Annotated in this window: 23 protein-coding genes; 14 read left to right on the top strand and 9 right to left on the bottom strand. The window is 69.0% G+C overall.

What is annotated here, in order from left to right; all coding sequences use genetic code 11:
- Positions 1-72 precede the first annotated feature (72 nt).
- Complete coding sequence (locus ACLBWH_RS08390) at positions 73-657, bottom strand: GNAT family N-acetyltransferase (RefSeq protein ID WP_447798140.1); 585 nt, start codon at positions 655-657, stop codon at positions 73-75.
- On the bottom strand, positions 648-1,490 hold the full coding sequence (gene hemF / locus ACLBWH_RS08395) for an oxygen-dependent coproporphyrinogen oxidase (RefSeq protein ID WP_447798141.1): 843 nt from the start codon (positions 1,488-1,490) through the stop codon (positions 648-650). The genes ACLBWH_RS08390 and hemF overlap by 10 nt, the downstream gene beginning before the upstream one ends.
- Before the next feature lie 98 nt (positions 1,491-1,588).
- Between hemF and ACLBWH_RS08400 the strand changes: the two genes are divergently transcribed.
- Entirely contained in the window at positions 1,589-2,311 is a 723-nt protein-coding gene (locus ACLBWH_RS08400) for an AcvB/VirJ family lysyl-phosphatidylglycerol hydrolase (RefSeq protein ID WP_447798143.1), read from the top strand.
- Positions 2,312-2,346: 35 nt separating this feature from the next.
- Here ACLBWH_RS08400 and ACLBWH_RS08405 read toward each other — a convergent pair whose 3' ends face one another.
- Positions 2,347-2,811: a tRNA (cytidine(34)-2'-O)-methyltransferase gene (locus ACLBWH_RS08405; protein WP_447798145.1), complete on the bottom strand. Its 465-nt coding sequence runs from the start codon at positions 2,809-2,811 to the stop codon at positions 2,347-2,349.
- 175 nt (positions 2,812-2,986) lie between these two features.
- On the opposite strand from ACLBWH_RS08405, the gene petA reads away from it, so the two are divergent.
- From petA to ACLBWH_RS08430, 5 genes are all read left to right on the top strand, one after another.
- Positions 2,987-3,553: a ubiquinol-cytochrome c reductase iron-sulfur subunit gene (petA, locus tag ACLBWH_RS08410; protein WP_052075804.1), complete on the top strand. Its 567-nt coding sequence runs from the start codon at positions 2,987-2,989 to the stop codon at positions 3,551-3,553.
- Positions 3,554-3,567: 14 nt separating this feature from the next.
- Positions 3,568-4,866, top strand: coding sequence for a cytochrome b (locus ACLBWH_RS08415; RefSeq protein ID WP_322848935.1), 1,299 nt, complete (start codon positions 3,568-3,570; stop codon positions 4,864-4,866).
- A 25-nt stretch (positions 4,867-4,891) separates the two neighbouring features.
- A complete protein-coding gene (locus tag ACLBWH_RS08420; protein ID WP_322848936.1) occupies positions 4,892-5,734 on the top strand; it encodes a cytochrome c1 in 843 nt (280 codons plus the stop codon).
- A gap of 431 nt (positions 5,735-6,165) precedes the next feature.
- Entirely contained in the window at positions 6,166-6,696 is a 531-nt protein-coding gene (locus tag ACLBWH_RS08425) for an adenine phosphoribosyltransferase (protein WP_447798148.1), read from the top strand.
- A gap of 94 nt (positions 6,697-6,790) precedes the next feature.
- A complete protein-coding gene (locus ACLBWH_RS08430) occupies positions 6,791-7,453 on the top strand; it encodes a hypothetical protein (RefSeq protein WP_447798150.1) in 663 nt (220 codons plus the stop codon).
- Between the two features lie 41 nt (positions 7,454-7,494).
- Here the strand turns inward: ACLBWH_RS08430 and ACLBWH_RS08435 are convergent, their stop codons facing one another.
- From ACLBWH_RS08435 to ychF, 3 genes are all read right to left on the bottom strand, one after another.
- Complete coding sequence (locus ACLBWH_RS08435) at positions 7,495-7,941, bottom strand: MaoC family dehydratase (RefSeq protein ID WP_447798152.1); 447 nt, start codon at positions 7,939-7,941, stop codon at positions 7,495-7,497.
- Positions 7,942-7,950: 9 nt separating this feature from the next.
- A complete protein-coding gene (locus tag ACLBWH_RS08440) occupies positions 7,951-9,264 on the bottom strand; it encodes an alkaline phosphatase family protein (RefSeq protein WP_447798154.1) in 1,314 nt (437 codons plus the stop codon).
- Positions 9,265-9,361: 97 nt separating this feature from the next.
- Entirely contained in the window at positions 9,362-10,462 is a 1,101-nt protein-coding gene (gene ychF, locus ACLBWH_RS08445; protein WP_447798156.1) for a redox-regulated ATPase YchF, read from the bottom strand.
- Positions 10,463-10,615: 153 nt separating this feature from the next.
- Between ychF and ACLBWH_RS08450 the strand changes: the two genes are divergently transcribed.
- A complete protein-coding gene (locus ACLBWH_RS08450; protein WP_447798158.1) occupies positions 10,616-11,269 on the top strand; it encodes a hypothetical protein in 654 nt (217 codons plus the stop codon).
- Between the two features lie 100 nt (positions 11,270-11,369).
- Positions 11,370-12,029, top strand: a complete 660-nt coding sequence (locus ACLBWH_RS08455) for a trimeric intracellular cation channel family protein (RefSeq protein ID WP_322848943.1) — start codon at positions 11,370-11,372, stop codon at positions 12,027-12,029.
- A 299-nt stretch (positions 12,030-12,328) separates the two neighbouring features.
- On the opposite strand, the gene ACLBWH_RS08460 is transcribed toward ACLBWH_RS08455, so the two are convergent.
- Together ACLBWH_RS08460 and sppA are read right to left on the bottom strand one after the other, a co-directional pair.
- The gene (locus tag ACLBWH_RS08460) at positions 12,329-12,889 is read right to left on the bottom strand and encodes an N-acetyltransferase family protein (RefSeq protein ID WP_447798160.1); all 561 of its coding nucleotides are present in this window, start codon (positions 12,887-12,889) and stop codon (positions 12,329-12,331) included.
- A gap of 1 nt (position 12,890) precedes the next feature.
- The gene (gene sppA / locus ACLBWH_RS08465) at positions 12,891-14,777 is read right to left on the bottom strand and encodes a signal peptide peptidase SppA (RefSeq protein ID WP_447798163.1); all 1,887 of its coding nucleotides are present in this window, start codon (positions 14,775-14,777) and stop codon (positions 12,891-12,893) included.
- A 442-nt stretch (positions 14,778-15,219) separates the two neighbouring features.
- On the opposite strand from sppA, the gene ACLBWH_RS08470 reads away from it, so the two are divergent.
- The 6 genes from ACLBWH_RS08470 (at position 15,220) to ACLBWH_RS08495 (ending at position 21,689) form a co-directional block, all read left to right on the top strand.
- Positions 15,220-16,236 carry a glycosyltransferase family 2 protein gene (locus ACLBWH_RS08470; RefSeq protein WP_447798165.1) on the top strand — a complete coding sequence of 339 codons (1,017 nt, stop codon included), beginning with the start codon at positions 15,220-15,222 and terminating at the stop codon, positions 16,234-16,236.
- A gap of 78 nt (positions 16,237-16,314) precedes the next feature.
- Positions 16,315-16,590 (top strand): ribbon-helix-helix domain-containing protein, encoded by a 276-nt coding sequence (locus ACLBWH_RS08475; protein ID WP_447798167.1) that lies wholly within the window; start codon positions 16,315-16,317, stop codon positions 16,588-16,590.
- Between the two features lie 74 nt (positions 16,591-16,664).
- Positions 16,665-19,067, top strand: a complete 2,403-nt coding sequence (locus ACLBWH_RS08480) for a TonB-dependent receptor (RefSeq protein ID WP_447798168.1) — start codon at positions 16,665-16,667, stop codon at positions 19,065-19,067.
- Positions 19,067-19,762, top strand: coding sequence for a tetratricopeptide repeat protein (locus ACLBWH_RS08485; RefSeq protein ID WP_447798170.1), 696 nt, complete (start codon positions 19,067-19,069; stop codon positions 19,760-19,762). Before ACLBWH_RS08480 ends, ACLBWH_RS08485 begins: the two co-directional genes overlap by 1 nt.
- Complete coding sequence (locus tag ACLBWH_RS08490) at positions 19,756-20,439, top strand: Fe2+-dependent dioxygenase (RefSeq protein ID WP_447798172.1); 684 nt, start codon at positions 19,756-19,758, stop codon at positions 20,437-20,439. Before ACLBWH_RS08485 ends, ACLBWH_RS08490 begins: the two co-directional genes overlap by 7 nt.
- 191 nt (positions 20,440-20,630) lie before the next feature.
- Positions 20,631-21,689 carry a PepSY-associated TM helix domain-containing protein gene (locus ACLBWH_RS08495; protein ID WP_447798174.1) on the top strand — a complete coding sequence of 353 codons (1,059 nt, stop codon included), beginning with the start codon at positions 20,631-20,633 and terminating at the stop codon, positions 21,687-21,689.
- 288 nt (positions 21,690-21,977) lie between these two features.
- On the opposite strand, the gene ACLBWH_RS08500 is transcribed toward ACLBWH_RS08495, so the two are convergent.
- On the bottom strand, positions 21,978-26,582 hold the full coding sequence (locus ACLBWH_RS08500; RefSeq protein ID WP_447798176.1) for an NAD-glutamate dehydrogenase: 4,605 nt from the start codon (positions 26,580-26,582) through the stop codon (positions 21,978-21,980).
- Positions 26,583-26,625 lie beyond the last annotated feature (43 nt).

The raw sequence follows: 26,625 nt of genomic DNA on the forward strand, positions 1-26,625 counted from the left end.
AAGACCGACATTCCATTAAATTCCTCCCCCTGGCGGGGGAGGAATTCTGCAGACCCTGAATGTCGATCCGCGCTATGCCAGATACGGTATGTGCGCGCCGGCATCGGCCGGCAGCAGGCCGAGCGCGCGCGGATCGGGGAAGGTCTCGATCGTCCGCCGGACCGCGACGAACCCCTGCGCCCGGTAGAAGTTGAGCGCCGAGGGATGATCGAGCGTGCAGGTGTGCACCCAGACGCGCGCGACGCCCGGCACCCAGGCGCGCGCCATTGCCTCGGCCATCAGCCAGCGGCCGTGACCCTTGCCGGCGAGTTCGGGCACCAGCCCGAAATAGGAGAGTTCGCAGGCGCCGGCATGGCGGACGTCGAGTTCAAGCAAGCCGATCTCGACCCCCGCGGGATCGACCGCGGCATGGACCTGCACCTGCGGATCGTGGACGATCGCGGCGAGCGCGGCATCGTCCATCGCGAGTCGCGAATACCATAGCCACGGACCGCCGACGCGGCGGAACAGCTGCCGGTATTTGTCGGGGTCGGGCCGGTCCCAGCGCACCAGCCGCAGCGGCGAGGCGGGCAGCGGGCGCAGCGGCGGGCGGCGCGCCATCTCGAGCGTGGTGACGATCGTCGCGAGTTCGCCGGGCGCGACCGGCGTCAGTCCCATGTCGCCACCGGCGGCAGGCTCATCAGGATCGCGTCGATATTGCCGCCGGTCTTGAGCCCGAACAGCGTGCCGCGATCGTAGACCAGGTTGAATTCGGCATAGCGCCCGCGCCACGCGCGCTGTTGCGCGATCTCCGCCGGCCCGAACGGCTCGTTCATCCGCCGCCGCACGAGGCGCGGATAGACGTCGAGGAACGCCTCGCCGACCGCCCGGGTGAAGGCGAGATTGGCGTCGAATTCGCCTTCGAGGTGATCGTAGAAGATGCCGCCGACGCCGCGGTGGACCTGCCGGTGCGGGATGTAGAAATAGTCGTCCGCCCATGCCTTGAAGCGCGGATAATAGGCCGGGTCGTGCGCGTCGCAGGCGGCGCGGAACGTCGCGTGGAAATCGTCGGTGTCCTGTGCGTCCGGCAGCGGCGGGTTGAGATCGGCACCGCCGCCGAACCAGCGCTTGGTGGTGACGAGGAAGCGCGTGTTCATATGCACCGCGGGCACGTGCGGATTGGCCATGTGCGCGACGAGGCTGATCCCGGTCGCGAAGAAGCGCGGATCGTCGCCGGCGCCGTGGATCGACTTGCCGAACTCGCCGTCGAGCAGCCCGCCGACCGTCGAGACGTTGACGCCGACCTTCTCGAATACCTTGCCCTTCATCACCCCGCGCACGCCGCCGCCGCCGGGCGCGCCGGAGGGATCGGTGCGGTCCCAGGCGATGTAGTCGAAGGCCGCGTCCGACCCCGCCTCGCGCTCGATCGCCTCGAACGCCGCGCAGATGCGGGTGCGCAGCGTTTCGAACCAGGTGCGGGCGGCGGTCTGTTCGGCGTCGAGGGTCAGCATGGCGGGCTTGTGGCAAGCGCCGGCCGCGAAGTCGAGCGCTGGTCATCGCTCGAAGTCGAGCGCTGGTCATCGCGGTGCATCGCTGGCAAGTCGCTGCCATGAGCCGATTCACGCGCAAATCCTTGTTTCGCGGGCTGCGCGTGACCGCGGTCAGCTCCGCCTTCGTCTGCGCGTTCGTCGCCGCGGCGGGCTATTTCGATTCCGATCCGGTCCACGTCTATCCCGCCGCCGCGCCGGCGGCGCCGATCGCGGTGGTCAACATATCGGGCGATATGGGGCTGCGCTTCCTGCTCGGCGCGTCGACCTCGCGCGGGCTGACCGAGCATCATATCCCGGTCGTCGGCATCGCCACCCCCGCGGTGTTCCGCCAGCGCCGCACCCGCGCCGAGGTGGACGCGTTCATGGCCGACGCGATCCGCACCGCGCTCGCCCGCACCGGCGTCGCGCGGGTGGTGGTGATGGGGCAATCCTATGGCGCCGATATCGTCCAGACCGGGCTCGCCGATCTGCCGGCGGCGCTGCGCCCCAAGGTGGCGGCGATCGTGCTCGTCCTGCCCGGCGAGTCGGTCTATTTCCGCGCCGACCCCACCGGCTGGTCGTACGGCGATTCGCCCGACAGCGTCGGCGTGACGACGGCGAACCGGCTGACCTGGGCGCCGCTCACCTGCATCTACGGCGTCGAGGAAGACGACAGCCTGTGCCCGCTGCTGCGCGTGCCGGGCGCACAAGTGATCGGCATGCCCGGCGGCCACAACATCCACCACGACGAGACCGGGCTGCTGCGGCACGTGCTGACGGCGGTGCGGGCGGTGACGCCCTAGTTTTGGCTCACGCGAACGCCACTCCTCCGCGTGACTCAAACCGAAGGGAAGCCGCCCGTCTGCCGCAGGGCCTCCGCCGCGACGATCCCCGCCGACACCGACAGATTGAGCGAGCGCAGCGGCGGCGTCATCGGGATGACCACCCGCGCGTCGGCGCGCGCGTGCACCTCTTCCGGTACGCCGGCGCTCTCGCGGCCGAACAACAGCACGTCGCCGGGCCCGAAGGCGAAGGCGGGCAGGGGCGTCGCGCCGCGGGTCGTCGACAGGACCAGCCGGCCGCCGAGCTGCGCGAGGAACGCGCTCCAGCCGGCGTGGCGGGTGATCGCGACATGGTCGATATAGTCCATCGCCGCACGCGCGACGCGCTTGTCGTCCCACTGGAAGCCCATCGGTTCGATCAGGTCGAGGCCGATGCCGAAGCAGGCGCAGGTGCGCATCACCGCGCCGACATTGCCGGCGATATCGGGCTGGTAAAGGGCGATGCGGAGGCCGGAGGTCATGGCCGCGCGGCTTAGCGGCAAGCCGGGCTGGCGTAAAATGCTGTTGGCAAACCCTCGGCCCGCCGTCTATCAGTCCGGTGGCTCGCCGTGGGGACGGCAGGGTTCGGTGGCACGGCACAACCGGTTCCTCCGCAATAATGATAGACGAGGGCAGAGACGAATGGTGACTGACAGCATGGTGCCACCCGGTGAATCGCCGGAACCGTTCCACGAGGAAGTCCACGATCCCCGCCGTCGCGACTTCATCAATATCGCCGCCGTCTCGTTCGCCGGGGTCGGCGCGCTGGCGATCGTGCTGCCGCTGATCAACCAGATGAACCCATCGGCCGACGTGCTCGCCCAGTCGACCACCGAGGTCGATCTGTCGAAGATCGCGCCGGGACAGGCGATCAAGTCGCAGTTCCGCAAGCAGCCGCTGTTCGTCCGCAACCTCACCCCCGCCGAAATCGCCGAGGCCAACAAGGTCGACGTCGCGAGCCTGCGCGATCCGCAGACGCTCGCCGAGCGGACCAAGCCCGGCAAGGAAAACTGGCTCATCACGCTGGGCGTCTGCACCCATCTCGGCTGCGTGCCGCTCGGGGCGGGCGAGGGCGAGAACAAGGGGCCGTTCGGCGGCTATTTCTGCCCGTGTCACGGCTCCGCCTATGACACTGCGGCGCGTATCCGCCAGGGACCGGCACCGAAGAACCTCGCGGTGCCCGACTATACGTTCAATTCCGATACCGCCGTGACGGTCGGCTGAGGGAGATCCGGATCATGAGCTTTCCCTGGGCCAAGCATTACGAACCGAAGCAGCCGCTGATGCGCTGGCTGGACGAGAAGCTGCCGCTGCCGCGCCTCGTCTACAACGCCGTCGGCGCGGGCTATCCGGTGCCGCGCAACCTCAATTACTTCTGGAACTTCGGCGTGCTCGCCGGCGCCGCGCTGGCGATCCAGATCATCACCGGCGTCGTGCTGGCGATGCATTATGCCGCCAATGCCGGCGTCGCCTTCGGCTCGGTCGAGAGCATCATGCGCGACGTCAACGCCGGCTGGTTCCTGCGCTACGCGCATGCCAACGGCGCGTCGATGTTCCTGCTCGTCGTCTACATCCATATCGGCCGCGGCCTCTATTACGGATCGTACAAGGCGCCCCGCGAGATGGTGTGGCTGCTCGGCGTCGTCATCTTCCTGCTGATGATGGCGACCGCATTCATGGGCTATGTGCTTCCCTGGGGGCAGATGAGCTTCTGGGGCGCGCAGGTCATCACCGGCTTCTTCTCGGCGATACCGCTGGTCGGCGACACCATCCGCATCTGGCTGCTCGGCGGCTTCGCGCCCGATAACGCGACGCTCAACCGCTTCTTCTCGCTCCACTATCTGCTGCCGTTCGTGACGGCGGGCGTCATCATCCTGCACATCTGGGCGCTGCACATTCCGGGTTCGAACAACCCGACCGGCGTCGAGGTGAAGGGCGAGCAGGATACCGTGCCGTTCCATCCCTATTACACCGCCAAGGATGCGGTCGGGCTCGGTGTGTTCCTGCTGATCTTCGCGGCGCTGATCTTCTTCAGCCCCAACATGCTCGGCCATCCGGACAATTACATCGAGGCGAACCCGCTCTCGACGCCGGCGCATATCGTTCCCGAATGGTATTTCTTGCCGTTCTACGCGATCCTCAAGAGCTTCACCGCCAATTTCATCCTCGACGCGAAGCTGTGGGGCGTGCTGGCGATGTTCGGGTCGATCCTGCTGCTGTTCTTCCTGCCGTGGCTCGACAGCTCGCCGGTCCGCTCGGCCAATTACCGGCCGAAATACCGCATCTTCCTCGGCATCCTGCTCTTCGACATCCTCGTGCTCGGCTATGTCGGCGGCGCGGAGGCGAATGCGCGCAACGTGATCCTGGGACAGATCGCCTCGGCTTATTATTTCGCCCACTTCCTGATCATCCTGCCGTGGGTCGCGCGCTCCGAGCGTCCGCGTCCGCTGCCGAATTCGATCACCGAAGCGGTGCTGGCGAAGCAGGGTGGCACGAGCCCGGCCCAATCAGCCGTCGCATCCGCGGTCCACGCCTGAACCGACTGGGGGACAATAGAACATCATGCCTCGCATCATTGCCTCGCTGGTCGGCGCCGCCTTCATCTTCGTGCTCGCTCTGGCGCTGTTCGGGACCGTCAAGACCGCCATCCAGGAGCCAGCGGCGGAAAGTGCCGAGCACGTCTTCCGCCTGCATCCGGAAAATATCCAATTGCCGTCGAACGGCTTCTTCGGAAAGTTCGACAATCAGCAGCTGCAGCGCGGCTTCCAGGTGTACAAGGAGGTCTGCTCGGCCTGCCACAGCCTGAAGTTCGTATCGTTCCGCGACCTGACCAAGATCGGCTATACCGTTCCCGAGACCAAGGCGATCGCCAACCAATGGGTGATCGAACAGCCGACGATCAACCCCGAGACGGGCGAGCCGTCGACGCGCAAGAACGTGCCGTCGGACCGCTTCCCGTCGCCGTTCGCCAACGAGGTCGCCGCGCGCGCCGCCAACAACAACGCGCTGCCGCCCGACCTGTCGCTGATCACCAAGGCGCGCGAGGACGGCTCCAATTACGTCCACGCGCTGCTGACCGGCTATCGCCCGCAGCCGGCGGCGCTGATCAAGGAGTTCCCGGGGTCGAAGACGCCGCAGGGCCTTCACTACAATCCCTATTTCGCCAATCTCAACATCGCGATGCCGCCGCCGCTGACCTCGGACGGTCAGGTGACCTATTCGGACGGCACCAAGGCGACCAAGGACCAGATGGCGCGCGACGTCGCCGCCTTCCTGACCTGGACCGCGGAGCCGAACCTCAACGCGCGCCATGCGGCGGGTGTGGCGGCGGGCATCTTCCTGCTGATCTTCTGCTTCCTGGCATGGGGCGCCTATCAGAACGTCTGGCGCGATGTGAAGCATTGATCTGACCGGCCTGCCGGTTTGAAGGAGAGGGGGGCGCGGGGCGCTCCCCTTTTTTTGCGAGTCCTTCCTCGCGCAGCGGGGGAGGCGTGGTGGGGGGAGTTTCCGCAGACGTTAGGTGGGATCAATATTCATTGGTGCCGGGACTTCGACACCTTCGCTCCGTCACCCCGGACTTGATCCGGGGTCCCGCTATGTCCTCCGAGGATGCCGATCGGGAAGAAGCGGGACCCCGGGTCAAGCCCGGGGTGACGGAAGAGCGACGCTTCGGCGACCATCATCGTCCCGAAACGCCGAGGATAGTGGATGTCGTTCCCGCCCAGGCTTACCGTATCCTCCCCCTCCGTCAGGCCTGTGGCCTGCCACCTCCCCCTGGCGGGGGAGGACTTTCATCGTGCATTGACCGCGTTCGCGCATCCCCGCACACCGCGGGGATGAACGACGACCTCAAGGCCCTCATCCGCACGATCCCGGACTTCCCCAAGCCCGGGATCCAGTTTCGCGACATCACCACGCTGCTGCTCGACTCCGCCGGTTTCGCCGTGACGATCGAGCGGATGGCCGCCGCCACCGTCGGGCCGGTCGATCTCGTCGCGGGGATCGAGGCGCGGGGCTTTCTGTTCGCCGCGGCGCTGGCGATGCCGCTGAAGGCCGGCGTGCTGCTGATCCGCAAGGACGGCAAATTGCCCGGTGCGACGATCGCCGAGGATTATGCGCTCGAATATGGCGAGGACCGGATCGTCATGCACGAGGATGCGCTGGTGCCGGGGCAGCGCGTGCTGCTCGTTGACGACCTCATCGCCACCGGCGGCACCGCGCGTGCCGCGGTGCGGCTGCTACGCAAGGCGGGGGCGCAATTGACGCAGGCGCAATTCGTCATCGACCTGCCCGATCTGGGGGGCGCCGATGCGCTGCGGGCGGAGAATATCCAGGTGGATTCGCTGGTTACGTTCGCCGGTCATTAACCGTTCAGCCGGAACCTGCGATGACCTGCCCTCGTTGAGCGACGAGTCGGCGCGTTTTTGCCCCATGCTCGCGCCCGTTTTTTGGGAGAGCATCATGTTGCTCAAGCGTCTGGCCCTGATCGGCCTCCTCTTCGGTGCGGGGGTCGCGACCTCCGCTTGCACGGACGGCTATGGCTATAGCGGCGTCAACATCGGCTATGGCAGCGGCGGCTATTACGACGGCGGCTACGGCGGCTATGGTGGGTACGGCGGCGGCTACGGCTATGGCGGCTACCCGAGCTATTTCGGCTGGTACGGCGATTATTATTATCCGGGTACGGGCATCTACGTCTACGACCAGTATCGCCGGCCCTATCGCTGGAACGACGGCCAGCGCCGGTATTGGGAGCAGCGCCGCAACGGCTGGCGTGGTGACCGCAACTTCCGCAACGACTGGAACGGCTTCGACCGCAGCCGCGGCGATGGTTTCCGCGGCGACCGCGGCCCGGGTTTCCGCGGCGATCGCACGCCGGGCGTCCGCGGCGACGGCGTCCGTGGCGATCGGACCCCCGGTATCCGCGGCGACGGCATCCGCGGCGATCGGGGCAATTGGCGCGGCAACCGCCAGAACTTCTCCGGCACGCCGCAAGCCGCGACGCCGCAGGCGGTCGCACCCGCAGGCGGTGGGCAGCCGCGCGGCTGGGGTGGCGGCAATCGCGGTGGCGGCCCCCGCGGCGGCGGCCCGCGCGGCGGCGGCGGCTGGCGCGGGCGGCGGTGATCGCCGCATGACCACCACCCCGGCACGGAGCGGGGCGGTGGTCAGCGTTCGCGCGTCGCGATCAGCCCGTTCGACAGGAAGGTCATCACCACCACGTCGTCCTGATTGAGGACGGTCATCCGACTGCGGTAGATGCCCATCTTGGGCCGGCTTTCCGACCGGCGCTTCTCCAGCACCTCGGTTTCGCAACGCAACCGGTCGCCGGGATAGACCGGCGTGCGCCAGCGCAATTCGTCAATCCCCGGCGAGCCCAATCCCGCCTGCTCGTTCGCCTCGAGGTGCGCGACCAGCATCGCCATCGTCATCGCGCACGTATGCCAGCCGCTCGCCGACAGCCGCCCGAAATAGGTGCCGGCGGCGCCCTCATCGGAGAGGTGGAAGGGCTGCGGGTCATATTTCTCGGCGAAGGCGATCACCTCCTCGCGCGTCACCGGATAGTCGCCGAAGCGCGCCGTCGTGCCGACCTCGATATCCTCGAAATATTGCACCGCATCCTCCTATCGTCTGAGCACCGGTCTAAACGGTGCATCGTCGCCGTCCAGACCCGTGCCGGCGGGCAGGCCGATGAGGTCGCGGAGCAGCGGATTGACGTCGGTGTTGTCGAAGCTCGCCAGCCGCTTGCCGCCGACGAACGCCGGGCCGTTGGCGAGGAACAGCGCCGCCATGTCGGGCGCACGATTGTCATAGCCGTGCGCGCCGCCGTGGAACGGTTCGGTCGGCGCGGATTTGAGGATCAGCCAGCCGGTCTCGGCGAGGCACAGGTAGGGCGGGACGCGTGGGTTGGTGCCGTAGCGGAAGCGCGCCGGCACGGCGGTCTTGCGCCAGCAACTCATGTGCGCCTGCGGCTTGAGCAGGCGGGCTTCCAGCGCCGCCTCATGGCCGGGCAGGGCGAAGAGCGTCGCATAGGGGCCGCTTTCGAACAGGCGATAATCGGCGGGGTCGGCGATGCGGTCGAGCGCGATTGTGCGGCTGCTGTCGGTCGCCGCCATGCCGTGATCGGCGACGATGACGAGATTGGCGGGCTGTCGCAGGTCGCGCAGCCCTTGGACGAGCCGGCCGATCTGGGCGTCGACGTCGGCGACCGCCTGCGTCGTCGCGGCGGCCTGCGGGCCGTTGGCGTGGCCGGCGCTATCCACCGTGTCGAAATAGAGCGTGACGAAGCGCGGCCGCGTCGCGGCGGGCCGGCGCAGCCAGTCGATCACCGCATCGACGCGCTGCGCGCCCGTCACCGCCTGGTTGAACTGCTGCCAGTCCTCCGGCCGGTGGGCATCGGCGACCGCGCCATGGCTGTTGGGGACGATCGTCCCGCCCCAGCCGGCGTTGGCGCCCGGCCAGAACATCGTCGCGGTGCGCACCCCCGCCTTCTCCGCGGTGACCCAGATCGGCTCGGCGGCGTTCCACCAGAAGGGGTCGTCGCTCGCCATCGTGAAGGTTTCGCCGGGGCGCGCCGGGTCCTCCATCTTGTTGCCGACGATGCCGTGGTGGTCGGGGACCTCTCCGGTGACCAACGTCCAGTGATTGGGGAAGGTGACCGAGGGGAAGGACGGCCGCATCGCCGCGCTGACGCCGCTCGCCGCGAGTGCCGACAGATTGGGCGTGACGCCGCGGTCGAGATAATCGGGGCGGAAGCCGTCGATCGAGACGAGGATCGTCACCGGCGCGGTCTGCGTCCGTGGCAGCGGTGCGGGCGGCAGGCTGGCGGACGCCGGCGCCGGTGCAGGCTGCGTCGCGGGCGAGAGGGCGGGGGGCGTGGAGGGCAGCGCGCAACCGGCAAGCGACAGCGCGAGGGCGGCGAGGGGAATCAGTCTCACAGGCGGATCGTCCCGGACGTGGAGGGCGTGCGTCCTCTACGCGCGACAGGGGTGCTGCCACAACCGAAACTCCTCCCCCCGCCGGGGAGGAATCGGGTCAGACGTTGAAGCGGAACAGCAGCACGTCGCCGTCGTGGACGACATAGTCCTTGCCTTCCTGGCGCAGCTTGCCGGTGTCGCGCGCGCCGGCCTCGCCCTTGCAGGCGATGTAATCGGCGAAGGCGATCGTCTCGGCGCGGATGAAGCCGCGTTCGAAGTCGGTGTGGATCTCGCCCGCCGCCTGCGGGGCCTTGGCGCCGGCATGGACGGTCCAGGCGCGCGCCTCCTTCGGTCCGACGGTGAAGAAGGTCAGCAGGTTCAGAAGCTTGTAGCCGGCGGTGATGACGCGGGCGAGACCGGTTTCGGCAAGGCCCAGCTCGGCGAGGAATTCGGCGCGATCCTCTACCGGCATCGTCGCGATCTCCGCCTCGATCGCCGCGGAGACGACGACCGCCTCGGCACCCTCCGCCTTGGCCTTTTCGAACACCTTGGCGGACAGATCGTTGCCGTTCGCGGCATCGCGCTCGTCGACGTTGCAGACGTAGAGCACCGGCTTGGCGGTGATGAGCTGCGCCTGCGCGAACACGCGCGCTTCCTCGGCGTCCTTGGGCTGGGTCAGCCGCGCCGGCTTGCCCTCGCGCAGCAATTCGAGCGCCTGGCCGAGCACCGCGGCGCCGATCTTGGCCTCCTTGTCGCCCTGCTGGCCCTTCTTGATGAGGTTGGGCACGCGCTTTTCGAGGCTTTCGAGGTCGGAGAGCATCAGCTCGGTCTCGACCGTCTCGGCATCGGCGATCGGATCGACCTTGCCCTCGACATGGGTGACGTCGCCGTCGGTGAAGCAACGCAGCACATGGACGATCGCGTCCACCTCGCGGATGTTGCCGAGGAACTGGTTGCCGAGCCCTTCGCCCTTCGACGCGCCGCGGACCAGCCCGGCGATGTCGACGAAGGCGAGCTGCGTCTCGATGATCTTGGCCGAGCCGGCGATCGCGGCGAGCTGGTCGAGCCGCGGATCGGGGACGGCGACGTTGCCGACGTTCGGCTCGATCGTGCAGAACGGATAATTGGCCGCCTGCGCCGCTGCCGTCTCGGTCAAGGCGTTGAAGAGGGTGGACTTGCCGACGTTGGGCAGGCCGACGATGCCGCAGCGGAAACCCATGATGCGCTCTATTCTGATGGGGGGAAAGCGCGCGCCTTACCGTCCGCGGCCCGGTTTGACCAGATGGCGGCTGCGCGATGCGGTTCGTCGCTGGATTGCCACGGCCCGGCGCGCGTTAAGAAAAAGACCATTATGAACCTGTATCTTGCATGAATGCAGGGTAGCGGAACGAAACAGGTGGCAGGACGGCGGCGCGCGCGCGGCGCGGGGGCAATGGCGACGCGGGTCGCGGGGGTGATCGGCGCAGTCGCCGCGTCGTGCGCGGCATTGTCCGGGGCCGCGCAGGCGCTGCCGGGCACGACGGCGGCGGACGGGGTGGCGCGGTCGCCGCTTCAGCCGCTGGCACTCGGCAGCGGGGTCGAGCACGATAGCCGGCTGACCGCCAACCTGCGGCTGCGCGTCACCACCGTCGCCACCGCGTCCGGTCCGCGCGAGAAGACGCATCAGCGGCTGGGCAGTTCGATGGTCGAATTCTACCCGGTCGGGGCCAGCGGCTTCCACCTGTCGGCGGGGACGCGGATGTACGATCCGCGCGCCGGCGAGCAATCGACCGGTCGCGGGCTCATCGGTGCGCCGCGCCAGCCCAACGTGCCCGGCGGTCGCGCCGGTCTGCGTCGGACGCCGGCGTTGACGCTGGGGTATGCCGGGGCGCTCGCCGACCGTACGCGCATCGGCGTCGAGATCGGCGCAATGAAGGGCAGCGCTTATGCCAACGCGACCGATGCGACGCGTCGGCTGCGCGGCGAACGCGGCGCGGGCAATCCGGTCAACCCGATGGTGCATCTGGTGGTGGGGCGGCGGTTCTGACGGGATGCCGTCACCCGCAGGGGGCGCGCGCCGGGGGGAACACGGCAGGGACGGGCGACGCGGCCTTTCTCGGCGGTCGTGAACACGGTAGGCGGCGGTGATGTTGCCGCCGTTGCCCGCCGCCGATCTGCTTCCCGCCTTCGCGCCGTGGTTCGATGTCGCGGGGCTGGCGGTGTTCGCCGTCTCCGGCGCGCTGGCGGCGGCGAAGCGCGGGCAGACCGCGGTGACGCTCGCCTTCTTCGCGCTGATCACCGGGGTCGGCGGCGGCACGGTTCGCGACCTGCTGATCGATGCGCCGGTGTTCTGGGTCCATGATCCCCGCGCGGCGACGGTGTGCCTGCTGATGGCGGCGCTGGTCTGGGTGACGCCGGAGCGATGGTGGAAGGACGGTGCGCTCGCCTGGTTCGACGCGGTCGGGCTCGCCGCTTATGCGGTCTACGGCGCGGCCAAGGCGATCGGCTATGGCGTGCCGCCGGTGCCGGCGGCGCTGATGGGAGTGGTGACCGCCTGCGTCGGCGGCATCATCCGCGACGTGCTGGCAGGCGAACCGTCGATCCTGATGCGGCCGGAATTGTACGTCACCGCGGCGGCGCTGTCGTCGGCGCTGTACGTGGCGCTGGGGCTGGTCGGGCTGGCAGGCGCGCCGGCGGCGATCATCGCGGCGGCGGCGGGGTTCGGCCTGCGCGCCTTCGCGATCCGCTTCCGGTTGGCGCTGCCCGCGTATCGCAGCCGCGACGACGATCGGCCCGAGGGCGACTGATCGCGCCCGTGTCGGACGACATGGACAAGATGGACACCTTAACGGAAACGATCCAGGTTTATCGTTTCCGTTTTTGCTATGATCTCGACGATGAGAAAGTGCGTCGGTCGGATCGGTATCAGCCGGCCGGGGAATAGGACAGGCGGGTGTTCGCGTTGGTCGCTTTGCCCGGCCATATCTCCGTCATGCCGCACTTGATCCGGCATCCCGCTTCCTCGCGCCGTCCGAAGAAGCGGGACCCCGGCACAAGGCCGGGGTGACGGAGAGGGTTTTGGGGACGGCGTACCGCTCCGCCTTGCCTAGCCGCGCACGACGCCGGTGTCGGCGAATCGTTTCGGCTCGGCCGGGGGCGTGGTGGGTTCGGCGAGCGCGCATTGCCAATAGCCGACGTCGATCCATTGGCCGTGCTTGTGGCCGATCGCGCGGAACACGCCGGCGCGGCGGAAGCCGACCTGCTCGTGCAGCGTGATCGAGGCGCTGTTGGGCAGAGCGATGCGGCCGATCGCCTGCGTGAAGCCCTGCGCGCGCAGCGTGTCGATCAGCCCTTCGTACAGCAGCCGGCCGACGCCCTGGCGCTGCGCGACTTCGGCGACGTAGATCGTCGTCTCCACCGCCCAGCGATACGCCTCGCGCTCCGAGAAGCGCGTCGCATAGGCATAGCCGAGCACGCCGCCGGTCGCTTCGCCGGTGGTCGCGACGATCCACGGATAGAGGCCGGCGGCGGACGCCATCCGTGTCCGCATCGTGCGCGTATCGGGCACCTCGGTCTCGAACGACACCGTGCCGGCGAGCACGTGCGGCGCGTAGATCGCCGCCACCGCCGCGGCGTCCTCGGGCGTGGCGGGGCGGAGCGCGATCATCTCACAGCCCGACGCGCGCGAGGATCAGGTCGAGCAGTCGCGCGTCCGATCCGGCGGTGTCGCTCGGCCCCAGGCCGCCGCATTCGAGGCAGCGCGCCTGCACCGACCCCGCGGTGGCGAGCCGCTTGACGTCGCCGAGCGCCTGCGCGAGCAGCCCGCGCCGCTCCGCCGCGATCCGCGCGAAGACGTCGCCGCCCTGCGTCTCTTCGGTCGCATCGTCGTCGTCCTTGTCGGCGAAGCCGGCGGCGATCTGCGCGGCGAAGCCGGGTGCCTTTTCCAGATATTCGGCATGCACCTTGGCGGGATCGAGCTTGGCGCGCTTCGCCGCTTCGGCGACCGCGTCCTGCAGGCCGCCGAAGCGATCGACCAGCTTGAGCTGGCGCGCGGTGCCGCCGTCCCAGACGCGCCCCTGCGCGATTTCGTCGACGCGTTGCGGCGTCATCCCGCGCGATTGCGCGACGCGGGCGAGGAACTGGCGATAGCCGTTCTCGATCCCCGCCTGCAGGATCGTGTCGAGCTGCGGCGTGGTGCCGGCATAGACGTCGGGCTGGCCCGACAGCGGCGTCGACTTCACGCCGTCGGCGGTGATGCCGATCTTGGCGAGCGTCTTCTCGAAGGTCGGGATGATGCCGAAGATGCCGATCGAGCCGGTGATCGTCGCCGGTTCGGCGAAGATCACGTCGCCCGGCGTCGACACCCAATAGCCGCCCGACGCGGCGAGCCCGCCCATCGACACGACGACCGGCAGCCCCTTCTTCTTCGCTTCGAGGATGGCGAGGCGGATGCGTTCGGAGGCGAGCACCGAGCCGCCCGGCGAATCGACCCGTACGACCAGCGCCTTGAGGTTCTTCTTGGCGAGGCCGTTGAGGATCAGCTTGGCGATCGTGTCGCCATGCGCGCTGCCCGGCCCGCCCTCGCCGTCGACGATGTCGCCGGCGATGGTGATCACGCCGATGCCGTCACCGCTTTTCGGCAGCGGGTTGGCGCCGATCCAGGCGTCGTATTTGATCGTGTTGAAGGTGCCGACCGGCCTGCTGGCGTCGCTGCCGACCAAGGCGGCGACGCGGCGGCCGAAGGCGACGCGGTCGCCGAGCGTGTCGACGATGTTCGAGGCGAGATTGGCCTTGGCGATGTCGCCGTTGGCGGCGACGATCATCCGGTCGGGGCTGGCGAGGAACGCGCCGACCTGCGCCTTGGGCCGCGCCTTGGCGATCGCCTCGCGCCACTGGCCGAACAGCGCGCCGAGCAGCTGCTGGCTCGCCTCGCGCGCCTCAGGGCTCTGGTCGGCGCGGGTATAGGGTTCGACGAAGCTCTTGAACTTGCCGACGCGATAGACGTGGGTGTTGACCCCGAGCTTGTCGATCAGGCCCTTGTAATAGAGCTGGCTGCCGCCGGGGCCGGTGAAGATCGTGCCGCCGAGCGGGTTGACCCAGATCTCGCTCGCACTGGCGGCGAGGCGATAGCCGGCGTCGGTATAAGCGGTGGCATAGGCGAGCACCGGCTTTTTGGTATCGCGGAAGCGGTGGATCGCCTCGGCGACCTCGTTGAGCGTCGCCGGATAGCCGCCGCCGAACCGGTCGAGATCGAGCACGAGCGCCTTGACCCGGTCATCGGTGCGCGCGGCATCGATCGCGCGCAGCACGTCGCGGGCGCGATACTGGCGCGGCATCGCCTGGCCGGAGAGCGCGGCGAACGGCGCCTGTTCCTCGGGCTGTTCGACGATCGTGCCGTCGAGGTCGAGCACCAACGCGCCGGGTACGATCGCCTTCGATCCCGGCCGCGCGTTGAGCGCCGCGAACAGCAGACCGAAGAACAACAGCATCGCGATCAGGACCAGACCGTCCTTGATCGCCACCAGCAGCTTCCATGCGCCCCGTACCAGCTTCACGCGTCGCTCCTTCTATTCCCGTGCAGCGCTAGAGCAGCGGCGGGCGGCGCGCAACGGTCCGTATTAGGGCGACAATACAGGGTGCGGTGCTCGCGATGAACGGCGTGGCGATTATGTCGCACGGTGGCATTTCGGGACGGCGTGGCCGACCGGCCGATCGTCGTTCGGAGGTTTTGGCTAAATTCCTCCCCCGCCAGGGGGAGGTGGCGCGGCGAAGCCGTGACGGAGGGGGAGGTAAGCGACGTCTTCCGTTCCGTGTCCTCCCCCTCCGTCATGCCTTCGGCATGCCACCTCCCCCTGGCGGGGGAGGACTTTGACGGAATTTCGCTCCGCTTACGGCGGACCGGTCGACGGACCGCATGCGCTAAATGCCCGTGCCGCGTCTCCGGTCTTCGAGCCGTTCCTATGATACGGGGACTTCCTAGAGGGATCTGCCGTATCCATGAGCAACATCTTTCCCAACAGCATGGCGAAATTGCGCGACGACGCGACCGGGGACGGCGTCGATATCGTGATGCGGACCAAGGACCGGCCGGCGCTGCTGAGCCGGGCGCTGACGAGCGTGCTGAACCAGCGGCATACCAACTGGCATCTCTATCTGGTCAACGACGGCGGGGAGGCGGCGCGCGTCGATGCGCTGGTCGCGACGTTCGGCGGCGATCTTGCCGGCCGGATCACGGTCATCCACAATCCCGTCAGCCTGGGGATGAGCGGAGCCGCCAATCTGGGTTTGTGCCGCGGAACCTCGCCCTTCATCGCGGTTCATGACGACGACGATTCCTGGGACGAATCGTACCTCGCCATCGCCACGTCGTTCCTCCTCGCATCGCCCAACCGGCGGTTCGGTGCGGTGCTCACCAAATGGGTGCGGATCGGCGAAACCTTCGACGGATCGTCCGTCGAGATCGTCAATGCCGACGTCGAGGGGTATGACGGCGAGGCGCTGGACATGCTCGACGTCATCCGTCGGCCGATGATCCCGCCGATCGCGCTGTTGTGGCGGCGGAACGTCGTCGCCAGCGCCGGCTTCCTCAACGAACATCTGCCGATCTACGACGATTGGGACCTGATCCTGCGCGGGTTGCGGCTTGCCGACATCGCCCTGATCGCGGAGCCACTGGCGAACTACCACATCCGCATCTCGCCCGGCGTCGGCGACTATACAAATACCGTCACCGAAGGGCAGGCGCGGTACGACCAATACGGCAAATTGTACCGCAACAGCTTGCTGCGCGCCTATCTCGACCAAGACCCGGCGCGGATCGGGCTGGTCGCCGCGCTGCTCAAGAACGGCGAGGTGGCGCGCCAGCAGATCGAGGCGGTGCAGATCGCCTCGCATCGCGAATTGTCGGGCAACCAGCATCACCTCAACGCGCGGCTCGACGGGATCGAGGCGCAGGTGCGCGAGACCAAGACGCTGCTCGAGAAGATCTGGGGGGCGATCACGCAGGCGGCCTGATCGGGCGGGCGGCGGCTTGCCGTGGCGGCGGTTCGCCGCGATGACGGGCGTCCCACGGTATCGGATGTCGCCCTGCTCATGTCGCCTGCCATTCAGCCGCCGCGCTTCGGGTTCGAAGGCCCGGTGAAACGGTCGATGACGATCGCCGGCCATCAGACCTCGATCAGCCTGGAGCCGGCGTTCTGGGCGGCGCTGGAAGTGGCGGCGGTCGCGCATGCGCTGCCGCTGTCGGCGCTGGTCGCGCAGATCGACGTGCTGCGCATCGCCGCCGACGAGCCGCCCAATCTGGCGAGCGCGCTGCGCAGCTGGCTGTTCGCGCAGGCACAGATCGGCGCACGTGATCACGATCAGTGAGAATGCCACGCAATAACGTTGACAGTGCGAACGACTCTCAATAGCGAGCCCTCAACAAAAAGCAGGGGGTCTCAATGTCCAAATCGTCCGTTTCGTTCCTGGCCTTGTCGTGCGTCGGCGCGTTCCACACGCTGCCCGCTTATGCCGAGGACGCGACGAAACCGACGCCGACCCCCGTCGCCGATCCCGACCAGCGTCGCGATCCCGACGATATCCTCGTCACCGGCGAGCGCGTCCGGCGGACCGACGACCCCAAGGCGGTCGCGCCGCTGATCGACACGCCGCGATCGATCGTGCTGATCCCCAAGGAGGTGATCCAGCAGACGGGGTCGATCAGCCTGCAGGATGCGCTGCGCACCGTGCCGGGCATCACCTTCGGCGCGGCGGAGGGCGGCAATCCGCTCGGCGACCGGCCGTTCATCCGCGGCTTCGACACGCAGGGCAGCATCTATGTCGACGGCGTCCGCGACCTGGGCGCGCAGAGCCGCGAGGTGTTCGCCACCGAGACGATCCAGATCGTCCGCGGCTCCGATTCGACGTTGGGCGGGCGCGGCTCGGCGGGCGGCACGATCAACATCATCTCCAAGCTGCCGCAGCTCGACGATTTCGGCAGCGTTACCGGCAGCTACGGCAATGCCGATTTCAAGCGCGTCACCGCGGATCTCAATCTCAAGCTGGGCGACATGGCGGCGTTCCGCATCGAGGGGTTGTGGCACGACCAGGATATCGCCGGCCGCGATCCGCTGTATGCGCGGCGCTGGGGCATCGCGCCGTCGGTGACGCTCGGCCTCGGCACGCCGACGCGGCTGACCGCGAGCTATTATTATCTCGAAAGCCACGAACTGCCCGACGCGGGTATCCCCTATCTCTACACGATTGCCAACGCGCCGGGGACGGGGACGATCGCCTCGCGGCCCGCGCTCGGCACGGTCACCACGCGCGGCGGCCAGACCGGCTATGTCGACCGTTCGGTGTTCTACGGGCTGACCGACCGCGACTTCCGCGACACCAAGACGCATCAGGCGACGCTGCGCGCCGAGCATGATTTCGGCGGCATCACGCTGCGCAACACCGCGCGCTACACCCACACCGACCAGAATTACATCATGTCGATGCCCGACGACAGCCAGGGCAACGTCTATGGCAACCCGACCGCACCGGCAGGAACGTTGTCGTCAGCCGGCGGCTATACATGGCGGCGGTCGAACACGCGTTTCGGCTATACCGAATCGATCATCAACCAGACCGATCTGTACGGCACGTTCAAGACCGGCAGCGTCTCGCACAGCTTTGCCGCCGGCACCGAATTCGCGTGGGAGAAGGCACGGCGCGGCACCTATGTGCTCGCCAACGGCTCGACCGCGGTACCGCGCTGCACGACGGCGACCGTGGCGCGCTACAATTGCACCAGCCTGTTCGCGCCCAACCCCAACGATCCCTGGGTCAATTATGCCAGCGACACGTCGACCGTGGCGACGCCGATCGTCCGCGGCAGCCTCGCCGCGCAGACGCAGAACGACGCCAACACGCGCGCCGCTTATGCGTTTGATTCGATCACGTTGGTGCCGCAGCTCATCCTCAACCTCGGCCTGCGCTACGACAGGTTCTCGTCGACGACGCGGCTGCCGGGGGCGACGCAGTTCCAGATCAAGCGCACCGACGAACTCTTCAACTGGCAGGCGGGGCTCGTCTTCAAGCCGACGCCCGACACCAGCCTCTATGCGAGCTATGCCACCGCCGCGACGCCGCCCAACAGCCTGCTCGGCGAAGGGCGCGAGGACAATGCGCTGCCCACCACGGCGCAGACCGCCGCGATCGTCGATCTGCTCAAGCCGCAGAAGACGAAGTCGTACGAGGTCGGCGCCAAGGTGGCGCTGCTCGGCGAGAAATTGCTGCTGACCGGCGCGGCTTTCCAGACCGAGATCGCCAACGCCCGCGTCACCGGCGCCGACGGCAACCCGGAATTCATCGGCGAATCGCGCATCCGCGGTATCGAACTGGGTGCGACGGGCACGATCCTGCCGGGCTGGACGGTGTTCGGCGGCTATACCCACCTCGACCCCAAGGTGATCGACGGCGGCTCGACGATCCTCGGCGGCGTTCCGGTCCCCTCGGTCAATACCGGCAAGCAGATGCCGCAGACGACGCGCAACAGCTTCACCGCGACGACCAACGTCACCTTGTGGGACCGGCTCGAGGTCGGCGGCACCGCCATCTATATGGGCAAGCAGATCGCCGGCTATTCGGACGATCGCAGCGCGACGCAGCTGGTCGCGACCAAGCTGCTCGTCCGTCAGGCGCCGGCCTATTGGCGCTTCGATGCGCGGGCCAGCGTCAAGCTGACCGACAATGTCGATCTCAGCGTCAATGCGCAGAATTTGACCGACAAGGTCTTCTACAGCCAGGTCTACACCACCCATTTCGCGCAGGTCGCGGCGGGGCGGACGGTGTTCGGCACGGTCGGCGTGCGCTTCTGATGACCGCCGCCGCGCTCGCCGACGACGAGGTCGCGCTGGTACGGCGGGCGGCGGAGGCGGGGCTGCCCGATGCGCAGGCGATGCTCGGGCAGATGCTGCTCGACGGCAACGGCGTCGCGGCGGACCCCGCGGCGGCGCTCGGCTGGTTCGTCAAGGCGGCGGCGGCGCAGCATCTGATGGCGCTCAACATGGTCGGGCGCTGTTACGACCTCGGCTGGGGGACCGCGGTCGACAAGGCGCGCGCGGCGGAATGCTATCGCGTCGCCGCGGAACGCGGGCTCGATTGGGCGATGTACAATTACGCGACCCTGCTCGCGCTCGGCGCGGGCGTCGCGGAAGATAAAGCGGCGGCGCTCGGCTGGCTGGAGCGGGCGGCGGCGCTCGGCAACGCCAAGGCGGTCAATTTCGTCGGCAGCTTCGCCGAGGACGGCTGGGCCCACCCGCGCGACATGGCGCGGGCGGCGAAATGCTACGAGCGCGCCGCGGCGGGCGGCGATTTCCGCGGCTGTTTCAATCATGCGCGGATGCTGGCAGACACCGGGCGGATGGACGAAGCCCTGCACTGGATCGGCCGCGCCGGCGCGCTCGGCAATGCGCGCTTCGTCGCGCAGGTGCGCGATTGGCTCGCCGCCTGTCCGCATGCCGCGTTGCGCAGCCGCGGGCCGGCGGCGCTGGCGGGCACGCGCGCATGCTGATCGCGATACCCGATTTGCTCGACGTGGTGGCGGTGGCGGGGCTGCGCGCGACGATCGATGCGGCGGCATGGACCGATGGCAATGCCACCTCCGGCCACCAATCGGCGCTGGCCAAGCGCAACGAGCAATTGCCGGAGGATAGCGCCGCGGCGCGGGCAGGGGGCGCGGTGGTGCTCGATGCGCTGGCCGCCGCGCCGCTGTTCGTCGCCGCGGCGCTGCCGCTCAAGGTGTTTCCGCCGCTGTTCAACCGGTACGGGGCGGGGGCGACGTTCGGCACGCATGTCGACAGCGCGATCCGCATCCGCCGCGGCAGCGACTTCCGTATCCGCTCGGACCTGTCGGCGACGCTGTTCCTCAGCGATCCCGCCGATTACGACGGCGGCGAGCTGGTGATCGAGGACCAGTTCGGGGCGCAATCGGTCAAGCTGCCGGCGGGGCATATGGTGCTCTATCCCGCGTCGAGCCTGCATCGGGTGACGCCGGTGACGCGGGGCGTGCGCGTCGCATCGTTCTTCTGGGTCCAGTCGATGGTCCGCGACGACGGGGCGCGGCGGATGCTGTTCGAGCTCGACCAGGGCGTCCAGGAGGCGACCGCGGCGATGGGGGCGGATGCACCGGCCGTGGTGAAGCTGACCGGGGTGTACCACAATCTGCTGCGCCGCTGGGCGGAGGTGTAGGGGCGCGCTTCCCCAAGTCCGTCATCCCCGCGGAGGCGGGGATCCAGACGCGCAGGCCCCGCTTGAGCCGCAACGTCGGCGTGTATGGATCCCCGCCTGCGCGGGGATGACATCGTTAATTGTAGGGGGGCCGGCAGATTGACCTTCCCCCGGCGCGCGTGCGACGCCGCGCCAATGGGTTGGAGCGAGCGATGACGAAACTGGCGTGGCGCAGGACATGGTTCCAGGTCCACAAATGGATCGGCCTCATCCTTGCGATCCTGATCATCCCGCTGTCGCTCTCGGGCGCGGCATTGGTCTGGCACGATGCGCTCGACCGGATCGTCAATCCGGCACGCTATCACATCAGCGGCACGACACGGCAGACGCCGGAGACCTATGCGGGGGCGGCGCAGGCGGTGTTGAAGCCCGGCGAGCGGATCGCGCAGATCACGATGCCGGAGGGCAAGGGCCCGATCGCCGTCGCCGTGTCGCCGGCCAGCGTCGATCCCGACCGGCGCGGACCGCCGCCGCGGACGATCGTCTATCTCGACCCGCCGACCGCGCGGGTGCTGGAGGTGGCGGGGAGCAACGCCGGCCTCGTCCGCTTCCTCCACGTGCTGCACGGCAGTTTGCAGGTGCCGGGGATCGGGCGGACGATCGTCGGCTGGATCGGCGTCGCGATGATGGTGTCGAGCTTCACCGGCCTATGGCTGTGGTGGCCGACGGTCGGGGCGTGGCGCAAGGGGCTGCGCTGGCGGCGGCATCGCAACACCGACACCAACCTGCACCATATGGCGGGCTTCTGGATCGCCTTGCCGCTGTTCGTGCTGTCGCTGACCGGGGCGTGGATCAGCTTTCCGGCGTTTTTCGGGGGCCAGCGCGCGCCCGATCGCGGCGCGCAGCGGGCGGTGCCGCTCGCCGAGCCGGGGCAACCGCTCGATCTGGTCGTCGCGCGCGCGGCGAGCGTGCGCCGCGGTGCGCTCCGCAGCATCGCCTGGCCGACGGCACGCAGCGCCGACTGGACGGTGACCTATGCCGGCGGCCATGTCGTCAAGGTGGCGGACGACAATGGCGTCGCAGTGGCGGCGCCGGCGCGGCGGCCGGGCGGGCTGGCGCTGACGATGCGCCGCATCCATGACGGCGAGGGCATGGGGATCGTCTGGCAGATCGTGATCTTCCTCGGCGGCATCGCGCCGGCGGTGCTCGCGGTGACGGGGATCATCATGTGGTGGCGCGCGCGCGACTGGCGGGCGAAGGTGCGGGGGTAGTTGATATTCCTCCCCCGCCAAGGGGAGGGGGACCGCTCGGCGCTAGCCGAGTGGTGGAGGGGGAGGACAGGGCGGGAGCTTCGTTGAACTCCCGCCCTGTCCTCCCCCTCCGTCACGGCTTCGCCGCGCCACCTCCCCCTGGCGGGGGAGGAGTTTAGGGGGTTCCTCCCCGGTACGGGGAGGGGGACCGGCGAAGCCGGTGGAGGGGGGCTTCCATATCGTGCGACGCCTGTGGAAGCCCCCCTCCGTCACCGCTGCGCGGTGCCACCTCCCCGTATCGGGTAGGATTTAGCGGCCCAGCAGTACCCGCGCCTGACCGGCGATCTGCGCGAGCATCGCCGCATTGGGTTGCGCCGCGTGGCGGGCGCGGTCGATCACCGCCTTGAACTGGCCGACGCGTGCCGCATTCGCCGCGAGCCAGTCGTTCACCGCGCTGCGCGGGTCGGCGCCGCCGCTGCGCGCGAGGAACTCGAGCCGCTGCTGCTGGAATTCGCGCGACAGGCCGGCGAGCAGCAGCCGCTCCCACGGATCGCTCGACACGATCCGCGCCGCGGTCGCCTGCGCCCAGTCGAGGCCGAGCGCCTGACCGAGGTGCGTGAACGCGCGGGTCAGCTCGATCTCGTCGAGGCCGAGCCGCTCGCCGAGCGCTGCCAGCCCCACCGCACCGTCGAGGTCGAACAGGCGGACGACGCGCTGCGCCAGATCGGCGGGTGCGCCCGCGGCGCGCAGCTGCGCGGCGATGCGGGCGCTCTGCGCGCTCGCCTCTTCGAGCAGCAGCGCGGCGGTCTGGCGTTCGAGCTGCGCGATGCCGGTGCCAAGCCGGTCGAGCACCACGCCCGGCAAGGTCCCCGGCGGCGCCGCGCGCAACAGATCGGCGATATGCGAACGCGTCGCCACCGCGACCTCGTTGAACAAGGCGATGCGCGCGCCTTCGCTGATGTCGGCACGTTCGATCTCCGCCCACAGCGCGTCGAGGCCGAACACCCGCTCGGCGACGACGAACATCGCCGCGATATCGGCGATCGCGGCGCCTTCCTCCTCGGCCAGCTCGAACGGGAAGAGGATGCCGAGCCGGTTGACGATGCGGTTGGCGAGCTTGGTCGCGACGATCTGGCCGCGCAGCCGGTGGTCGTCGATCGCCTGCGCATAATCGCGCTGCATCGCCGGCGGGAAGGCGGCGTGGAGATCGGGCCTGAGCTCCGCGGCCATCGCCAGCGGCGCATGTTCGATGCCGTCCTGCAACGCCAGCTTGGCGGTGGCGAGCAGCACCGCCAGCTCGGGGCGGGTCAGGCCATGGCCCTCCTGCCCGCGACGCAGCAGGTCCTCGTTGCCCGCCAGCCCCTCGACCGCGCGGTCGAGCCGGCCGCTGCCTTCAAAGATCTCGATGACGCGGACGTAGCTCGGGATCGCCGCCGCCCCGTCCGCCTCGGCGATCGACAGCGCCAGCGTCTGCAGGCGGTTGTCCTCCAGCACCAGATGCGCGACGTCGTCGGTCATGCTGGCGAGCAGCGCGTTGCGCTCCTCGAAGCCGAGCCGGCCTTCGTTCATCTCGCGGTTGAGCGCGATCTTGATGTTGACCTCGTTATCCGAACAATCGACGCCCGCCGAATTGTCGATGAAGTCGGTGTTGATCCGCCCGCCGCGCGTCGAGAAAGCGATGCGCGCCGCCTGCGTGACGCCGAGGTTGGCGCCTTCGCCGATCGCGGTGACGCGCAATTCCTCGGCGTTGACGCGCAAGCGATCGTTGGCAGGATCGCCGACCGCGACGTTGTTCTCCGCCGCCGCCTTCACATAGGTGCCGATGCCGCCGAACCAGAGCAGGTCCGCGGGCGCCTTGAGGATCGCCGAGATCAGCGCCGCCGGATCGAGCTGCGTCGCGGTGATGCCGAGCGCCGCCTGCGCCTGCGGCGACAGCTTGATGACCTTTTCGCTGCGCGCCCAGACGCCGCCGCCTTCGCTGATGAGGCCGGCGTCGTAATCCGCCCAGCTCGACCGCGGCAGCGCGAACATGCGGGCGCGCTCGTCCCAGCTCGCCGCCGGGTCCGGGTTGGGATCGATGAAGATATGGCGGTGATCGAACGCCGCGACGATCTTGAGCGCCTTCGACAGCAGCATGCCGTTGCCGAAGACGTCGCCCGACATGTCGCCGCAGCCGACGACGGTGATCGGCTGCGTCTGCACGTCCAGCCCGCGCTCGGCGAAATGGCGCTGCACCGACACCCAGGCGCCCTTGGCGGTGATGCCCATCGCCTTGTGGTCGTAACCGACGCTGCCGCCGCTGGCGAAGGCGTCGCCCAGCCAGAAGTCGCGCTCCAGCGCCAGCGCATTGGCGACGTCGCTGAACGTCGCGGTGCCCTTGTCGGCGGCGACGACGAAATAGGGGTCCTCGCCGTCGAGCACCTGCACGCCCCGCGGGTGGACGACGCGGCCCTCAACGATATTGTCGGTGATCGACAGCAGCGAACGGATGAAGATCCGGTAGCTCTCGGTCCCCTCCGCCAGCCACGCGTCGCGATCGACCGCGGGCGAGGGGAGCTGCTTGGGATAGAAGCCGCCCTTGGCACCGGTCGGCACGATCACCGCATTCTTGACGCGCTGCGCCTTCATCAGCCCGAGGATCTCGGTGCGGAAGTCGTCGCGCCGGTCCGACCAGCGCAGCCCGCCGCGGGCGACCGGGCCGGCACGCAGGTGGATGCCCTCGACGCGCGGGGAATAGACCCAGACCTCGCGCCACGGCACCGGCGCGGGCAGGCCGGGGATGAGGTGGCTGTCGAGCTTGAACGCCAGCGCTTCCGCCGCGGCGGGGGCGAAGGCGTTGGTGCGCAGGCAGGCGGCGATCAGGTTGCGATAGGCGCGCAGGATGCGATCGTCGTCGATCGCCGACACCGCATCGAGGCCGCGCTCGATCGCCTCGTCGCAGGCCTGCACGTCGCCCGACTGCGCCGGATCGTGCGCCGCGGCGAAGCGCGCGATCAGCGCCTTGGTCAGCTTGGGCGCGCGGCGCAGCGCGTCGACCACGGTGGTCAGGCCATAAGGCAGGCCCGCCTGCCGCAGATAGCGGAACCACGCGCGCAGCAGCACCACCGATTGCGGCGACAGGCCGACGTCGACGATCAGCCGGTTGAACGCGTCATTCTCCGCCGCGCCTTCCAGCGCCGCGGCGACGGCGCCTTCCAGAACGGCGGCGTCGTTGGCATCGTCGTTGGCGTCGGTCTCGACGACGAAATCGTGGACGAAGGTATTGGCATCCTCGCGCAGCCGCGTCGGCAGTTCGCCGATCACGCGGAAGCCGAAATTCTCCAGCACCGGCACCGCGTCGGACAGCGCGAGCGCGCCGCCGAGCTTGTAGATCTTGAGCTGGCGGTCCTCGCCCGGCACCGCCGGGAACAGGCGCACCGAGCGCGCATCGGGATCGTCGAGCGTCGCGATGCGCAGGATGTCGGCGGCGGCCTCCGCCGGGCTGCTGACGTTGCGGTAATTGGGCGGGAAGGCGTTGGCCCAGCGCAACGCCAGCCGCGCCGCGCGTGCCGCCGGCACGCGTTCGGCGAGCGCCGCCTCGACGTCCGACACCCAGCCGCGCACCATCCGGCGCAGCCGCTCGGCGAGCGGTTCGGTCTCGGGCATGCGGCCGTCGCCGCGCAGATCGATCGTATAGCGCAGCAGCGCGACGACACCGTCGTCGAGGCTGATCGACCAGTTGAGCACGGTGCCGTTCGACGCCTCGGTCAGCATCTGCGCGATCGCGACGCGGCGCGCGGTGGTGAGGTCGTCGCGCGGCAGCCAGGCGAAGGCGAACAGATGCCGGCCGAGCGCCGAGCGCACCAGCACCAGCGCCGGCCGCGGCCGGTCGGCGAGGCTCATCGCGGTCAGCACCACCTCTTCCAGCGCCGGCGCCGGGAAGGCGACGACGAGGTCGTGGGGCAGCGCGCTCAGCGCATGGGTCAGCGCCTTGCCGGCGTGGCCCTTGGGATCGAAGCCGAATTTCGCCTCCAGCGCCGCCAGCCGAGCGCGCAGCACCGGCACGTCGCGCGGGCGGACGCTCAGTGCGGCGCTGGTCCACAGGCCGGCGTGGATCGACAGGCCGTCGATCGTGCCGCCATCGACGATCGGCACGATGACGAGGTCGAGCGGCACCGCGCGATGCACGGTCGAGATCAGGCTCGACTTGAGCAGCAGCGGTGCCTCGTTGCCATCCTCGAACCACTGGATCGCCAGCGCGCGGCTCGCCTCGGCGAGCACCGGCGTCTGGTGCGGATTGCGCGCGAGGCCCAACGCCTCGCCCGCGCTGCCGTCGCGCCGCCAGACCTGATGGCCGAGCAGGGTGAACTGGCCGTCGAGGAACCATTGCAGCAGCGCCGCGCCCTCGCCCTGCGGCAGCGCCGCCTCGTCGCGCGCCATCGCGCGCTGCAGCTGCGGCCAGTCGGTGACGGCGGCGCGCACGTCGGCGAGCACCGCGGTCAATTCCTCGATCAGCCCGCGCCGGTCGCGCGCATCGGCGCGTTCCAGCTCGATATAGATCATCGATTCGGGCGCACCCGCGCCGCCGATGTCGGTCATCACGCCGTCGGCGTCGCGCGTCACGCGGACGACGGGGTGGATGACGCGATCGATGTCGAGGTCCAGCTCGCCGATCGCGGCGGCGATCGAATCGACCAGGAAGGGCATGTCGTCGTTGACGATCGCGAGTCGCATCCGTCGCCGCACGTCGTCCGACGCGATCGGTTCGAGCGCGACGGCGGGCTTGCCCGATTCGCGCCGCGCGGCGGTCTGCGCGACGAACGCGGCGGCGGCGGTGCGTTCGGCAGCGCCGAAGCCCGTCAGCTCTCCCGGTAGCGCGCCCTTGGTCAGCCGGGCGGCGAGCGCCTCGGCCATGCTCTGGTTCTGGTCGGCCATTTGTCGCCTATGCTCCTGCAATCCAAGGACCTCAAGGCTTGCC

This window comes from Sphingomonas sp. M6A6_1c, assembly GCF_053345135.1.

What these genes read in the sequence shown, in the direction of transcription:
- ACLBWH_RS08390 (WP_447798140.1), bottom strand. Translation starts at nt 657, where the DNA reads ATGGGACTGACGCCGGTCGCGCCCGGCGAACTCGCGACGATCGTCACC.
- hemF (WP_447798141.1), bottom strand. Translation starts at nt 1,490, where the DNA reads ATGCTGACCCTCGACGCCGAACAGACCGCCGCCCGCACCTGGTTCGAA.
- ACLBWH_RS08400 (WP_447798143.1), top strand. Translation starts at nt 1,589, where the DNA reads ATGAGCCGATTCACGCGCAAATCCTTGTTTCGCGGGCTGCGCGTGACC.
- ACLBWH_RS08405 (WP_447798145.1), bottom strand. Translation starts at nt 2,811, where the DNA reads ATGACCTCCGGCCTCCGCATCGCCCTTTACCAGCCCGATATCGCCGGC.
- petA (WP_052075804.1), top strand. Translation starts at nt 2,987, where the DNA reads ATGGTGCCACCCGGTGAATCGCCGGAACCGTTCCACGAGGAAGTCCAC.
- ACLBWH_RS08415 (WP_322848935.1), top strand. Translation starts at nt 3,568, where the DNA reads ATGAGCTTTCCCTGGGCCAAGCATTACGAACCGAAGCAGCCGCTGATG.
- ACLBWH_RS08420 (WP_322848936.1), top strand. Translation starts at nt 4,892, where the DNA reads ATGCCTCGCATCATTGCCTCGCTGGTCGGCGCCGCCTTCATCTTCGTG.
- ACLBWH_RS08425 (WP_447798148.1), top strand. Translation starts at nt 6,166, where the DNA reads ATGAACGACGACCTCAAGGCCCTCATCCGCACGATCCCGGACTTCCCC.
- ACLBWH_RS08430 (WP_447798150.1), top strand. Translation starts at nt 6,791, where the DNA reads ATGTTGCTCAAGCGTCTGGCCCTGATCGGCCTCCTCTTCGGTGCGGGG.
- ychF (WP_447798156.1), bottom strand. Translation starts at nt 10,462, where the DNA reads ATGGGTTTCCGCTGCGGCATCGTCGGCCTGCCCAACGTCGGCAAGTCC.
- ACLBWH_RS08450 (WP_447798158.1), top strand. Translation starts at nt 10,616, where the DNA reads ATGCAGGGTAGCGGAACGAAACAGGTGGCAGGACGGCGGCGCGCGCGC.
- ACLBWH_RS08455 (WP_322848943.1), top strand. Translation starts at nt 11,370, where the DNA reads ATGTTGCCGCCGTTGCCCGCCGCCGATCTGCTTCCCGCCTTCGCGCCG.
- ACLBWH_RS08460 (WP_447798160.1), bottom strand. Translation starts at nt 12,889, where the DNA reads ATGATCGCGCTCCGCCCCGCCACGCCCGAGGACGCCGCGGCGGTGGCG.
- ACLBWH_RS08470 (WP_447798165.1), top strand. Translation starts at nt 15,220, where the DNA reads ATGAGCAACATCTTTCCCAACAGCATGGCGAAATTGCGCGACGACGCG.
- ACLBWH_RS08475 (WP_447798167.1), top strand. Translation starts at nt 16,315, where the DNA reads ATGTCGCCTGCCATTCAGCCGCCGCGCTTCGGGTTCGAAGGCCCGGTG.
- ACLBWH_RS08480 (WP_447798168.1), top strand. Translation starts at nt 16,665, where the DNA reads ATGTCCAAATCGTCCGTTTCGTTCCTGGCCTTGTCGTGCGTCGGCGCG.
- ACLBWH_RS08485 (WP_447798170.1), top strand. Translation starts at nt 19,067, where the DNA reads ATGACCGCCGCCGCGCTCGCCGACGACGAGGTCGCGCTGGTACGGCGG.
- ACLBWH_RS08490 (WP_447798172.1), top strand. Translation starts at nt 19,756, where the DNA reads ATGCTGATCGCGATACCCGATTTGCTCGACGTGGTGGCGGTGGCGGGG.
- ACLBWH_RS08495 (WP_447798174.1), top strand. Translation starts at nt 20,631, where the DNA reads ATGACGAAACTGGCGTGGCGCAGGACATGGTTCCAGGTCCACAAATGG.
- ACLBWH_RS08500 (WP_447798176.1), bottom strand. Translation starts at nt 26,582, where the DNA reads ATGGCCGACCAGAACCAGAGCATGGCCGAGGCGCTCGCCGCCCGGCTG.